Annotated in this window: 8 protein-coding genes; 6 read left to right on the plus strand and 2 right to left on the minus strand. The window is 71.9% G+C overall.

Annotation, left to right across the window (positions count from 1 at the left end; translation table 11 throughout):
* Positions 1-18: 18 nt before the first annotated feature.
* The gene (locus ABZ490_RS13950; RefSeq protein WP_358988918.1) at positions 19-504 is read right to left on the minus strand and encodes a hypothetical protein; all 486 of its coding nucleotides are present in this window, start codon (positions 502-504) and stop codon (positions 19-21) included.
* Positions 505-673: 169 nt separating this feature from the next.
* On the opposite strand from ABZ490_RS13950, the gene ABZ490_RS13955 reads away from it, so the two are divergent.
* Together ABZ490_RS13955 and ABZ490_RS13960 are read left to right on the plus strand one after the other, a co-directional pair.
* Complete coding sequence (locus tag ABZ490_RS13955) at positions 674-1,417, plus strand: hypothetical protein (protein ID WP_358988920.1); 744 nt, start codon at positions 674-676, stop codon at positions 1,415-1,417.
* Positions 1,404-2,009, plus strand: coding sequence for a Fic family protein (locus tag ABZ490_RS13960; protein WP_358988922.1), 606 nt, complete (start codon positions 1,404-1,406; stop codon positions 2,007-2,009). Before ABZ490_RS13955 ends, ABZ490_RS13960 begins: the two co-directional genes overlap by 14 nt.
* Positions 2,010-2,128: 119 nt before the next feature.
* On the opposite strand, the gene ABZ490_RS13965 is transcribed toward ABZ490_RS13960, so the two are convergent.
* On the minus strand, positions 2,129-4,996 hold the full coding sequence (locus ABZ490_RS13965) for a LuxR family transcriptional regulator (protein ID WP_358988924.1): 2,868 nt from the start codon (positions 4,994-4,996) through the stop codon (positions 2,129-2,131).
* A 240-nt stretch (positions 4,997-5,236) separates the two neighbouring features.
* On the opposite strand from ABZ490_RS13965, the gene ABZ490_RS13970 reads away from it, so the two are divergent.
* From ABZ490_RS13970 to ABZ490_RS13985, 4 genes are all read left to right on the plus strand, one after another.
* A complete protein-coding gene (locus ABZ490_RS13970) occupies positions 5,237-8,149 on the plus strand; it encodes an AAA family ATPase (protein WP_358988926.1) in 2,913 nt (970 codons plus the stop codon).
* Between the two features lie 139 nt (positions 8,150-8,288).
* Positions 8,289-8,516: a hypothetical protein gene (locus ABZ490_RS13975; RefSeq protein WP_358988928.1), complete on the plus strand. Its 228-nt coding sequence runs from the start codon at positions 8,289-8,291 to the stop codon at positions 8,514-8,516.
* Between the two features lie 64 nt (positions 8,517-8,580).
* Entirely contained in the window at positions 8,581-10,467 is a 1,887-nt protein-coding gene (locus ABZ490_RS13980; RefSeq protein WP_358988930.1) for a tetratricopeptide repeat protein, read from the plus strand.
* Between the two features lie 242 nt (positions 10,468-10,709).
* On the plus strand, positions 10,710-13,307 hold the full coding sequence (locus tag ABZ490_RS13985) for a SpoIIE family protein phosphatase (RefSeq protein ID WP_358988932.1): 2,598 nt from the start codon (positions 10,710-10,712) through the stop codon (positions 13,305-13,307).
* Positions 13,308-13,363: the final 56 nt, after the last annotated feature.

Genomic DNA, 13,363 nt, shown 5'->3' on the forward strand with positions numbered 1-13,363 from the left:
CTCTCCCGGGAGCCGTCGTCAGGACTCGACCGTCACGTCGATCACCGCGTCCGCCTCGTCGAAACGGACCGCAGGCCAGTAGCCGTCCAGCAGGTGCCGGCCGCAGGAGTCGGTGAAGTGGAGGATCACCTCACCGGTACCGTCGACCACGATCGCCTGCGTCAGCAGGTCCGCCGCCGCCTCGGCGAGGTCCTCGGCCGTGGGAGGCTCCGTGCTGAAGGTGGTCACGACCGCCTCGACGGCCCGGCGCCGCAGCTCCGTCCGGTGCTCGACGGCCCGGCGCAGGCGGGGCAGCAGACTCCGTGCCTCGGTGGGGTCCTGGGTCTGGAGCAGCAGGTCCACCGACTGTCCGTCGAGCGGCAGCGTCAGACTGTGGAAGTCGCTGTCCAGCATGGTCCCGTCGGACAGCTCCAGCACGTCACGGGCGAAGACCCCGAGCGCCTCGTCCACGACGCCGTCGGCGGACGCCCCCGGTGGGGTTGAGCTGCTGGAGGACTCCGTCATGGCGAGGACCCTATACGGCTGCCCGGACCACGGCACGCCCCGTCCACCCTGCTGTCCACCGGGGCCGGTCCGGAAAACCGTTCGCGCCCGACGGTCTTCGAGCCGACACTGATGGCCCGACTGCATCGGACAGGAAGAGTGGCCGGAGCTGACGTACAACCGTGACACCTTGCCCTTCCCCGAGAACCGCGTGCCCCGCATCAACCATGACGGCATGTGGAACTGGGACGAACTCGACCCGGCCCGCCACCCGTTCGCCTGGGACGAGGACGAGGAAGCCCGTCTGCGTCTGCTGGTCCGTGAGTGGGTGCCACCGGTGCTCTCCGGTATGGCCGGCTGGTGGGCGGGCGAACGCTGGTGTGAAAGCCAGGTGGAAGCGATCATCCGGGAGCGGTACGGCACCTGGGCCTGGGGCTGGAACTGGTGCTACCGCCACGGCGGGCCCATCGGCAGCTGGACCGACGGGCCGAGCTCAGTGACGTCCCCGGAGGAGACCGCAACACGCGCCGTGGCCGCGCTGCTGGAGTGGCGGGAGTGGCTCGAGCGGACGGCTCGGCGCTTCGCCGAACTGGCGCCGCCGGCGGATGCCTCCCCCGAGGATCGCAGCTGGCACCTGGAACGGGCCTGCGTCCGGCTCGTGACGTACGCGCTGGACTCGGGGGCGGAGGGCGGCTGGTACGGACAGGCCTCGATGGTTCTGGCCTGGTTCCTCACCACCACCGGCATGGACCGGGCCGCAGCCGGGCGAGCGGTGCAGAACGCGATCGGTGGCCGGTTCCGGAGCTGGGTCACCCCTGAACCGGCCCTGATCGAATCCGTCGGTGAGGACCTCGCCGTTGCCCTCACCGGCCACGCCCCCTACCAGGACCACCGTGACAGGGCGGCCCTGGAGGATCTCCATGACCGTTCCTGACAGCCTTTCGGCCTGGCTGCGCGTGCGCCGTGAGACCGACTGGCGAAGCGCGCCGGCCCTACGGCGGGTTCCGCCTGCGCGCGACGGGTTCCGGACGTGGTGCGAGGGGCCGGTGCGCCGGCGTGACCCCGTTCGCGCCGAGCGTCTGCTCGCCGCCCACGCCGTGGCCCGCGCCGATGCCGTACGCCGGGCCCCGTTGGACTTCGCTCTGCTGGCCGGCTGGCAGCGCGAGGTCCTCGGTGCGGCAGCGGCACCGTTCCGTGTGAACGACGCCTACGCGAAGGCCGGCCGTGAGCGCTACGCACTGACCTCGCACACCCAGTCCGACTTCGCCTCCTGCCTGCGCGAGACGACCGACCAGGACCTCCCACTGGCGGCCCGCGCCGCCCGCGTCTATCTGGACGTGGCGTTCTTCCACCCCTTCGCCGACGGCAACGCCCGCGCCGCCCTGCTGGCCCTGGTCCACGTCCTGGCTCGGGAGGACATCGTCCTTCCGGAGGTCGGCCCGCTGCAGACCACCCGCTACGCGGACGACCCTGTGGGCGCCGCCGACCTCGCCACTCTCATCGGGGTGCTCAACCACCGCCGATAGATCGACGTCTCACCGCGGCCCGGGCGGTGGCGTCCAGTTGCTTGAGCAGGGCCAGTGGTCGCCGGCCGGAGGCGTCCTCGACGGCCGGGAGGCGGTCGGCGTACTCGGCGTTCGCCCGTTCAGCGGTCGTCCGGGCTGTGCGGGCCGGAGGGATCGGACGCGGTCCGGGGCAGGGGGAGGCTTTCGTTCAGCCAGAAGGCGGCGAGTTCCCTGCGGGAGCGGCAGCCTGTGCGCTGGAACAGCCGTGCCAGGCGCTGTTCCACGGTTTTGTGGCTGCAAGCGAGTTCCGCGGCGATCTGCCGGTTGGTCGCGCCGTCACTGATCATGCGTACCAGCCCGATGTCGGCTGCGGTCAGCATCTCCTTGGCTTCGCGGAGTCTGGGGAGGGGGATGTCACGCCGACGTGCGGCGCGGTTGACGGCGGTGCGGAAGGGCCGTCCGAGGCCGAGTCGGCGGGCGTCGCGTACGGCCTCGGCCAGCCAGGGCCGTGGATCGTCGGCGATGTGGGTCAGGCCCATGCAGGAGATGACGTTCAGGTGGACGTCGCCCCGGCTCTTGATCAGCCGATGGGCGGACAGCGCGCTGTCCGTGTCGTGGTGCGCGATGCCGCGGGCGATGAGGAGGGCCTCGTGGGCCATCGGTGTGCCCGCCTCCGCGTGGAGGGTTTCCAGCTCCTCCAGGACCTGCTGGACCGGGTGCGGTCCGTCGTCGAGGGCGGCGAGCGACAGGATACGCAGCAGCAGCCGCTCGACCCCTGCGAGCTGCCCGTTCTTCCGTGCCTGCTGCGCGTCGTGCCAGGCCTGCCCCAGCGCGTCCTCCGTTCGGCCGGACCAGTACCTGACCGCCAGCCGTGCCCGCGCTGTCAGGGGATGGGCGAGGGTGTCGGGGACCAGGTCGAGCCAGGAGCGGGCGCGTGCGACGTCTCCTCGGGCGCAATGGATCTCCGCGGCCAGCGCCCGTGGCAGATGGGGGACGCCCGCCGTGGCGCGGGTGCGGCTGCGCACCTCGATGCGGCGGGCGGCCACCAGCGCGGCCTCCCAGTTCCCCGCCAGGTAGTCACGCACCATGCCCCGGTACTGGGCCGCGATGCTGTCCGCCGCCGTGACATACCGGTCGCCGAGGACGGCGGTGAGCGCGCCGGCCAGGTCCCCGTAGGCGGCGCCGTGGCGCAGTCGGTCCAGGGCCTGGTCGTCGATGGCCTCAGGGGGCAGGTGGTGCCGTGCTCGGCTCACTTCGGTGTGGCTGCCCACCGCGGCGGCCACCAGACGCAGTTCGGCGGGTGAGGGCAGCGGCGTGCGGTGGTGCCCGGGTTCGGCGTCCGGGGTGTGGGCGGCGGCCGTTGTCCGCACGGGCGTGAGCGTGCCGATGCCGTACAGGCCGCCGAGTGCCGCCAGCCCGGTCACGGTGGGAAACCGGTCGGCCGTCGTGCCGGAGCGGGGCTGGATGTCATCGGGGGAGCCGTGGTGTTCGTGCAGGGCCGCCCACGCCCACGCGGCGGCGACGCTCCCCAGGTCGGCTGGTTTCCCGGCGTCCTCGGCGTCTGCGGTGTGCGGTGTTTCCAGGAGGGCGCGCAGCGGCTCGCCGAGCGCGAGGAGCCCGTCGTGGTCGCCGTGCCGCAGGCTCAGGGTGTTCGCCTCGTGGAGGACGGCGGGGGTGCGCGCATCGTGCGGTGTGAGCCGGTGGAGTGCGGCCGAGTAGGCGCGGGCGGCGCGGGGCCAGTCGGTCCTGGCGTCCTCACGGGCCGCGGCCAGCAGCAGCGGCACCGCGAGGGCGTCGTCGAGGAGCGGGCCGGAGGCCGCGACGCGATCGGCGAGCCTGGGGTAGCCGCGGCCGGTGGCCTCGGCACCGATTCTGTCCGTCAGCGAGGTGATGTACCGGGCGGAGTGGGCCTGGACGTCGCGCTGGAGGGGCAGGGTCCGTAAGGCCGACGCGAGCGCCGGTACGGCGAACGACAGGCGGCCGTGCGGGTCCGCGGTCAGGATCCTGTCCGTGATCAGCCGGTCCAGTCGGCGCTCGAGGGCCCGGGCGCCGGCCGACGGCGTCATCCTGAACGCGTCGTCGATGTGAACCTCGGCATGGTCCAGCACGCGCGCGGTGACGATCGCGGCCTCGACGATCCCGGGGTACGGGGTGGCGTGGGGCCGGCCGAAGCCGAGGAGGAAGGCGTCCTCGGTGGCCAGTCGTAGGTGTTTCGCCCCGTGCAGGAGGCACATCCGGCCGTCGAGTTCCAGCAGGTCCCGTTCGTCCAGGGTGTCGAGGACCGACAGCACGGCGCGCGGGTTGCCCGCCAGCGTGCCCAGGGCCCGTGACACGGCGTCCGCCAGAGCGTGGTCGGCCGGGCGGCCGAACCGCCGGGTGATGTGGAGGTCGACGAGCCCGGCGACGTCGGCCGGGCGCAGCGGGGGCAGTGCGAGGACCTCGTCGGCCGCGGCCGACAGTTGAGCGCGGGCGGGATCCCCGGCGGGCCAGGGCCGGCCGGTCATCACCACGGGTACGCCGTGCGGGCGGAAGACCCGCAGGAGCAGCCCCAACGCGTCGGCGGCAGGCCGCGGCATACGGTCGATGCCGTCGACGACCAAGGCGAGCGGAACCTGGCGGGCTGCCGTGGCCAGCGCCCGGGAGAACGCGGACAGCCCGCTCACCCCGCCCGTTCGCTCGGCGGTCCGCAACCGTGACCTCGTGGCGGGGGACACAGCCGCCAGGCCGCTGGTGGGCCCGGCGAGGACCAGACCGCATCCGGCGGCGCCGACGGCCGGGTCGGCAGTGTGCGGAGGGCCGTCGGCTTCGTCTTCCCAACCGAGCCGCACCACTGTCGCGCCGTCCTGGGCCGCCGTACGCCGTGCCTGCTCCAGGACGGTGGTCTTGCCCATCCCGGCCCCGGCGGTGACGAGCAGGACACGTGCCGTGTCACCCGAAGCGCGAAGGGTGTCTGCCAGCGCGCGGACCTCGTCGACTCTGCCGATGACCACTCCACGCCGTTCCCGCACGGTGCCACCTCGTTCGTTCTGCTCAACCCGAGGTGAGACGGCGCTCCACCACTTTCCGTTCCCTGGTCCGGGCGGAGGTGAACTGCTCTCCCTGCCACGGGAGACGGCCGCAGGGGCCGTGGCGGTTCAGGGCGGGACGGAGCGGCTCGTAGGGTCGGTGAGCTGACGTAGACCTGGGCACGGGTACGCAGCCGGACACGGCCGCATTTCCTCACCCACCAGGCATTTCTCGGAAACCGGATGGTGACTGTGGGGCCGCACACCAACGAACTGGTCCGCTGGGGCAGGCACGCCCGCATGGACTGTCCCGGCGACGTCCTGCTCGGTCGCGAGCAGGAGTCGGGAAGGATCGATGACCTCCTGAGCGACTCCGGCGGCCCGCGCCTTGTCCTCGTACGAGGCGAACGCGGTGTGGGCCGCAGCGCGTTCCTGCGCGCGACGGGAGAGCGACTGCGGGCGAAAGGCATCGCCGTACACGCTGTGGACTGCGCCACCGGCGAAGGTGACCGGCCGCTGCTGCTGGCGCTGCGACTGGTCATGGCGGTGCAGGAGCGCCGGTCCGAGCCGGAAGGCCGTCAGCCGGCGGCAGGGCTGGTCGCCCAGGCGCTGTCGGCCGCGGACCGGCAGGACCAGGTGGCGATGGAGGCGGTGCTGCGCACGGCTCTCACCCGGCGCGCGCCGGTGATGGTCCTCGTCGATGATGCCCAGCATGCCGATCCCGGCTCCCTGGCCGCACTCGGCCGGATCGACGTCCCTGGTGTACGGATGGTGGTGTCGGTTCCCTGGCACACCGCGCCGACCGCGACCGGCGCGAGAACGAGCACCCTTGCGCCCGCCCGCGAGGACGCGCGCCGTGATCCGGCCGATGCCACGACGGCTCGCACCGTGGTCCTGCTCCCGCTGCACCCGCACGACACCACCGCCCTGGTGGCGCGGTGGCTGCACGCCGAAGCGGACACCGGCCTGGCGCGGCGGGTGGGCGAGCTGACGCGCGGCCTTCCGGGGGCTGTCGAGGCCCTGCTCACCGGCTGGACGCAGCGTGGCGTGATCCGGATCGCCGACGGCCGGGCCTTCATACCCGCGAGGGCGGAGGTACCGACGCTGCCCGACGACGACCGCTTCGTCACGGCCCTGGACCGACTCGGCGAGCCCGAGCGCGCGGTGGCCGCCGCACTGAGCATCCTGGGGCCCCTGGGCCGGCCGGCCCTTCGGATGACCGCGGCCTGCACCGGCCTGTCCACCGACCTCGTCCACGACAGCGCCCGCCGCCTGATCGAGGCAGGCGTCGTCGACGAGGTGCCCGGACCGGACGCCACCACGGTGCGGGGCTGGACCTTCCGGCTCGCGCTGACCGCGCACACCGTCCGGGAGCGGATGAGCCCCGTGCGCCGCAGCCGGCTGTCCGCCGCCGCGGTCGAGGTCCTCTGGAAGGAAGCGGACGCGGAGCGCACCGGACCAGCGGTCCCCCCAGCGCCGGGCCTCCTCGACGAGACGGACGCCCTGGCCTACCACGCCGACCGGCTCGCGGACGCAGGCAGCTTGGTCGACCGGGAACGCGCGGTCGGTGAACTGACGGCCGCCGCCCGGAAGATGCGGCCCGGCACCGATGACGGGCGGGTCCTGCGGTGGCTGCGGGCCGCTCGTGACCTGACCGAACACGCCGACGCCCGCGATCTCGTCCTCCAGCAGTACGGCACAGCCGCCTACCTGGCCTGCGACTACCCCACCGCACGGGCCTCCGCCGAATCCCTGTTGCGCGACCCGGGACCGCTGCTGAGCGACCTCGACCTTCAGGAGGCGGCCTGTCTGATCGTGGCGGTCACGGCCAACCAACGCGACTGGCCCACGATGTCCCGGCTCGCGACCACCCACTGGTGGGACGCACTGCCGGTACCCGACCTGGCCAAGGTGACCGGCCAGGCTCTGGCCCTGTGCCACCTCTCGCAGTGGCAGGAGACAGCGGACCTGCTCAAGAGGACCGAGACGGTGTGGAACACCGGTCCCCGCGCCCGAGCGGCACCTGACATCTTCCACGCCATGGCCGAACTCGCGCTGGGCCGACCGCAACGCTACCGGCGCGCACTGGCCATGTCCGACGCCTCCCGACTCCCGCCGGGCAAGGTGTACTCGCTGGCGAGCGGCATGTTCGACAACCTGCTCACCCGCTACGACCTCACCACGGCCGACACCCTGCTGAAGACCACCGGCCTGACCGTGCACGTGCTGCCACCGCTCAGCCAGTTCCTCCACCATCACCTCACGGGCAGGTGGGACCTGGCACTCGAATCAGCCCGCCGGCTCCTCGCCGCCCACGACATCCAGTCCACCCCGGTGGCGGACAGTTCCCTGCTTCCCGCGCGGACAGCGGCCATCCTCCTCGCCCAGGGACGCGTCACCAGCGCCCTTCACCTCGTGCAGGACCTGCGCGGCCCTGACGGCAGCCCGCCGCAGTGCGCATTGCACGCCTCGGAGGCCGAACTGCTCATGACTCTCGGCCGTGCGGACCAGGCGGAGAGGACCCTGTGCAGCGGGCTGGACAGCGCACAGGCGCACGACCAGATCTACGGCACCGACGAACTGTGGGCCCAGCTGGCAGAGGTGACAGCCCGAACGGGTCGCGACCGCGAGGCGACGGCCTGCCTGCGACATCTGGAGCACATCGCCCACCGGACGGGAACCGACCGCTCCCACCTGTTGTACCTGCTGGCCTCGGCCCGCGTCCGCCGACGAGAAGCACCCGACACCGCCCGCCGCGACCTGCACGAGGCGGTGGACCTCGCCCGCCTGCGGGGCCTGCCGTTCGAGACGGCGACCACCCTGGTGGCCGCAGCCACGGCGGGCGCGGTCCCGGCCACGCTCCTGCACGAGGCCTACGAACTGTTCGACCTGACCGGCGCCGCCCTGTGGCGCTTCCACACCAGGACCGCGCTACGCGAGGCCGGACTCACCGTCCCCAGCCGCAAGCAGGCCACCACGGAGAACGACCGCCTGCTCGCCACCCTGCTCGCCGAGCAACTCACCACTCCCCAGATCGCCGCCGTCCTGCGCCTCACCGAGGACGCGGCCGCCCGACGACTGTCGCGGCTGCTCGCCCGCACCGGTAAACGCTCCCGCACCGAACTCGTCACCGCCTCACTCACCGGCTCCCTCTGACACGACGGTTCGCGTCCCGTTTCCCTGTACTTAGCCGCTCACCGGCCGCAGCAGCCGAAACGGCCGATCACTCCTGACACGATCTCAGCACAGCCAACTGCCCCTGATCACAGATCAGTTCACTTGTAAGGAACACGGCATGAACCGCGTCAAGTCACCTGCCATCGCCGGAGTCATCGGAGCATCGGTCGCCGCCGTCGTGGGTGCGACCCACCCCGCCGCTGCCGCCGACGCGCCCACAGCGCCGTACACCACGACCGCCGTGTCGAGCGGGCAGGCCGTCTCCGCCAGCACCACCACCCTGGCCGTGGCGGTCCCGGAGCAGACCGGTGAGGCCACCCTCACGCCCTCGATCTGCGTCATCTGACCCCGCCGACGTGATGCCGCCTCCGTACTCGGGGCGGCATCACGTCTCTCACCAGGAGACAGTTATGCCCGCCGCGCGCACCGTCGCCGTCGACTGCCACGCCTTCGGGCGCTACCCCTACGTGGGCTGCAACAACCTGATGCGGCAGCTGCTGCCCGACATCTGCCGGGACAGCCCCGACCTGGTGCGGGAATTCGCCCTCTGTGTCGTGACTCTGGCTCCGGACACCCACACCGACGTCCTGGACCTCTGCCCCGACCTCGCCGAAGCTCTGGGCAAGCCGGCCGCGATCCCGTTCATGCTCAACCGCACCACATGGCTGGCACACGGCCTGGCCAGTCTCGTCCTGCGCTGGCGGTCGCGGCTGGACGGCGCCCCGCCGCTGAAGCTGGAGTTCACCAACACGGCATCGGCGGATCCGCTCCAGCGGGAATTCCTGGACATCCTGAGTCTGCGAGCGGACCCGGACCTGCTGGAGGTGGTACGGGACGACGAGAACGACGGTGCCGAAGCCCGCTCCGAACGGGCGGCGGCAGACCTGACGCCCGAGGAACACCTCGTCCGGGCCGAGGAGTTGACGGCCAGGAAGCAGCGCTCCCTCGACCTCGGCAGCGTGCTGCACCATCTCGAGCACAGCACGGCATCCCCCGACGTCGTCGCGCGCGCGTTCACCGCGGCGGCGGAGCACTACCTGACGGTCGGGTTCTACGAGGCCTCGCTGCACACCGCACGCACCGCCGCCCGGTACGCGACGCACGGCGACCTCGCCACGGCACGCACCCTCTGCTCGACCACCGTCTACTCGCTGATGCACCTCGGACGCCTCGATGACGCCGAGGCGTTCTGCACGGTCAGGCTCTCCACCACCGACGACCCCCGCATGGGCATGATCTGCAGCTATGCGCTGGGTGTCATCCAAGCCCGGCTACGCCCGCCGGAGCAGCGTGATCTGGCGAAGGCCGCGCAGCACATGGCACAGGCCATCGCGTTCCTGGACAGCGCGCCGCAAGGTCCCGGCGAGACCTGCAACCGCATCTTCGTCGACAAGAACTTTCGGGCGCTGCTCGCCGCCCGCGCCGGGCGCACGGACGAGGCGATCCGCCTGGAACAGGAAGGGCTGGCCGACCTGCGCCGGCTGTGCCCGGAGCGCTTCCGGGCCGAGGCCCCGATCCTCCTGCAGAACCTGTCCAAGGCGCACCTGGCGTCGAAGCGCGCGGACCTCGCCGTCGCCTCGTACACCGAGGCGATCGCCCTGGAACCGTTCAGCGCCGATCTGTACATGGAGCGCGGCAACGCCCACCGCGCACGCGGCGACCACCGCGCGGCCCTGGCGGACTACCGCATGGCGATCCAAGTCGGCCCGCCCACCCCGGAGATGCACTTCAACGCCGGGCTGGCCTGCGCGGCCGGGCACGACAGCGAGCGGGCCCTGGACGAGTACACGCTCGCACTGGAACTCGACCCGGCGTACGCCCGCGCCAGGCTGAACCGTGCGGCGCTGCACTACCGGTCGGGCAGGCCGGCCGAGGCGGCTCAGGATGCCGACGCGGCGCTGCGCACCGAACCCGACCATCCCGACCTGCTCTGCATACGCGGGCTGGTGAACCTGTCCTCGGGCGATCTGGAGGCCGCCCTGGCGGACTTCTCCAGGGCACTGGTGCGCGACCCGTCCCATCCCGCCGCTCTGAAGAACCGCAGTACCACCCTGTTCGCCATGGAGGACGTGGCCCAGGCGCTCCGGGACGCCGACCGATACCTGACCGTCCGGACCGACGCGGCCGCGTTTCTCCACCGGGGGCAGCTGCACCAGTCACGCGGCTCCTGGCAGCAGGCTCTCGCCGACTACCAGCAGGCGGCGGGATACGACGACGCCGATCACGCCGAACTGGGCCGCCGTCGATCGGCCTGCCTCCAGGGCCTCGTCGACGAGGCCACCCATGCCCGGGCGTAGAACGGGGCGGACCGCTCACGGAGCCCTTGGTGCTTCCGTGGCGTTTGTTGCCTCAAGTGGTTCGTGGGGTGCCAGGGGCGGTGAAGCGGCGGTGCGGACAGGGACGGTTCGGAGGCGGGCCCGTGACGGAGGGGGGTAACCAGTGCTAGAAATGCCGGATGGATGACCGCTTTGCCCGATTCCGGCGCATATCGCGGCTATGGGCACCGATACGGAAGAACACGCGGAGTGTCGCGGGGCAGATGTTCCTCATGCAGGTGGCGCTGGTGGTGCTGCTCGTGGCCTTCGCCGTCTTCGCCCTGGTCCTGCAGTCGCAGCGGCACACGAACGCCGAGGCCAAACGGAGATCCATCGCCGTGGCGCAGACGTTCGCGCACTCCCCGGGTGTGCTGTCGGCACTGCGAGCGCCCGATCCCTCGAAGATCCTGCAGCCGCTGACCGAGGCCGGACGCAAGGCCGCGGGCGTCGACTTCGTCGTCGTGATGGACACGAAGGGGATCCGCTACACCCACCCCCTGCCGGACCGGATCGGGAAGCGGTTCGTGGGAAAGATCGAGCCGTCGCTGGCGGGCAAGGTCTACACCGAGAGCGTGCACGGCCCCCTCGGTGAGGAAGTCCAGGCGACGGTGCCGATCCGGGACACCCGGAGCCACGTGGTGGCCCTCGTCTCCGCCGGGCTGAAGGTCAAGAACGTGACCGGTCTGGTGGAGCGGCAGATACCGATCATCCTCACCGCCGGGGCGGTCGCCCTCGCCGCGGCCACCGCCGCCACGGTGCTGGTGAGCCGGCGGCTGCGACGGCAGACCCACAGCCTCGCCCCGAACGAGATGACCCGCATGTACGAGCACCACGACGCCGTGCTGCACTCCGTGCGCGAAGGGGTACTCATCGTCAACGACGAGGGACGGCTGCTGCTGGCGAACGACGAGGCCAGGCGGCTCCTGGAGCTGCCCCCGGACGCGGAGGGCCAGCATGTGTCCCGGATGCCGGCCCTCGAACCGGAGATGATGTCGCTGCTCCGGTCCGGCCGCGAGGCGAATGACGAGGTGCAGGTGGCCGGACCACGGCTGCTGGTGGTCAACCAGAGGCCCACGGACGGCGGCGGAGGACCCAAGGGCACCGTGGTGACGCTGCGCGACTCCACGGAGCTGCGGGCCGCGGCCGGCCGGGCGGCGATCACGGGGGAGCGGCTGAAGCTCCTCTACGACGCCGGACTGGGCATCGGCACCACCCTGGACGTGGTCCGGACGGCCGACGAACTCGCCCGTATCGCCGTCCCCCGTTTCGCCGACTTCGTCACCGTGGACCTGGCCGACGCCGTATTGCACGGCGAGGAACCGGCGAGCACGGCGAAGGGCATGAGACGCGTCGCGGTCTGCGGTGTCCGCGACGACCAGCCGCTCTACGAGAAGGGCCGGCTGATCGACTTCGTCCCGTCCACGCCCCAGGCGCGCGGCTACGGCACCGGCCGCTCGGAACTGGTGACCGACCTGTCCACCGCGACGGGATGGCATCTGCAGGACCCGGAGCGCACCGGCCTCATCATGGACTACGGCATCCATTCCCTCATCGCGGCTCCGATCCAGGCCCGCGGTGTCGTCCTGGGCATGGTCAACTTCTGGCGCGCCGAGGAGCACGACCCCTTCGACCAGGAGGAGCTCTCGCTGGCGGAGGAGCTGGTGGCGCGTGCCGCGGTCAGCATCGACAACGCCCGCCGGTACACGCGGGAGCACGCCCTCGCGGTCACGCTCCAGCGCAGCCTGCTGCCGCGAGGCCTGCCCGAGCAGAGCGCCCTCGACGTCGGCTACCGGTACCTCCCGGCCCAGTCGGGTGTGAGCGGGGACTGGTTCGATGTGATTCCCCTGCCGGGCAGCCGCGTGGCCCTCGTCGTCGGTGACGTCGTCGGCCACGGTCTGCACGCCGCCGCGACCATGGGGCGGCTGCGGACCGCGGTGCACAACTTCTCCACGCTCGATCTGCCCCCCGACGAACTCCTGGGTCATCTGGACGACCTGGTCGGGCGCATCGACCAGGACGAGGCGTGCACGGAGAGCCCCGCCGCCGTCGTGGGCGCCAGCTGTCTGTACGCGATCTACGACCCCACCACGCGCCGCTGCACCATGGCCCGCGCGGGACATCCGGCTCCCGCGGTGGTCCATCCCGACGGGGACGTCACCTTCCCCGAGCTCCCACCAGGGCCACCCCTGGGTCTCGGCGGCATGCCCTTCCAGGCCGCTGACCTGGACATCGCCGAAGGATCCCAGCTCGTGCTGTACACCGACGGCCTCATCGAGGACCGGACCCGCGACCTCGACGAGGGAATGGAACTCCTGCGCAAGGCCCTGGCGGGTCACCCCGAGCGCGCGCCGGAGGAGAGCTGCGAGGCCGTGCTGGGAGCGCTGCTGCCCGAACGCCCCACGGATGACGTCGCTCTGCTCATCGCCCGCACCCACGCGGTGCGGCCGGACCGGATCGCCGAGTGGGACGTGCCCGCCGATCCGGCAGCCGTCGCGGGGGTACGCACCGCGGCGACCGGCAAACTCGACGCATGGGGGCTGTCCGAGCTGGGCTTCACCATGGAACTCGTCCTGAGCGAGCTCGTCACCAACGCCGTGCGCTACGGCTGCGAGCCGATCCACATGCGACTGATCTACGATCGCACGCTGATCTGCGAGGTGACCGACGGCAGCAGCACCTCGCCCCACCTGCGCTACGCCGCCACGACCGACGAAGGCGGCCGGGGACTGTTCCTGGTGTCGCAACTGACCGAGCGCTGGGGAACCCGGTACACGCCTCAGGGCAAGGTGATCTGGGCGGAGCAGACCCTGCCGCAACACTGAGCACTGGCCGACACGGGGTTCTCGTGCGTGATGTCCACGACATCGACGGCGAGGTC

Origin of the sequence: Streptomyces sp. NPDC005811 (genome assembly GCF_040630405.1) — a bacterium.
Classification (GTDB): domain Bacteria; phylum Actinomycetota; class Actinomycetes; order Streptomycetales; family Streptomycetaceae; genus Streptomyces.

What these genes read in the sequence shown, in the direction of transcription:
- ABZ490_RS13970 (WP_358988926.1), top strand. Translation starts at nt 5,237, where the DNA reads ATGGTGACTGTGGGGCCGCACACCAACGAACTGGTCCGCTGGGGCAGG.
- ABZ490_RS13950 (WP_358988918.1), bottom strand. Translation starts at nt 504, where the DNA reads ATGACGGAGTCCTCCAGCAGCTCAACCCCACCGGGGGCGTCCGCCGAC.
- ABZ490_RS13985 (WP_358988932.1), top strand. Translation starts at nt 10,710, where the DNA reads ATGTTCCTCATGCAGGTGGCGCTGGTGGTGCTGCTCGTGGCCTTCGCC.
- ABZ490_RS13975 (WP_358988928.1), top strand. Translation starts at nt 8,289, where the DNA reads ATGAACCGCGTCAAGTCACCTGCCATCGCCGGAGTCATCGGAGCATCG.
- ABZ490_RS13960 (WP_358988922.1), top strand. Translation starts at nt 1,404, where the DNA reads ATGACCGTTCCTGACAGCCTTTCGGCCTGGCTGCGCGTGCGCCGTGAG.
- ABZ490_RS13980 (WP_358988930.1), top strand. Translation starts at nt 8,581, where the DNA reads ATGCCCGCCGCGCGCACCGTCGCCGTCGACTGCCACGCCTTCGGGCGC.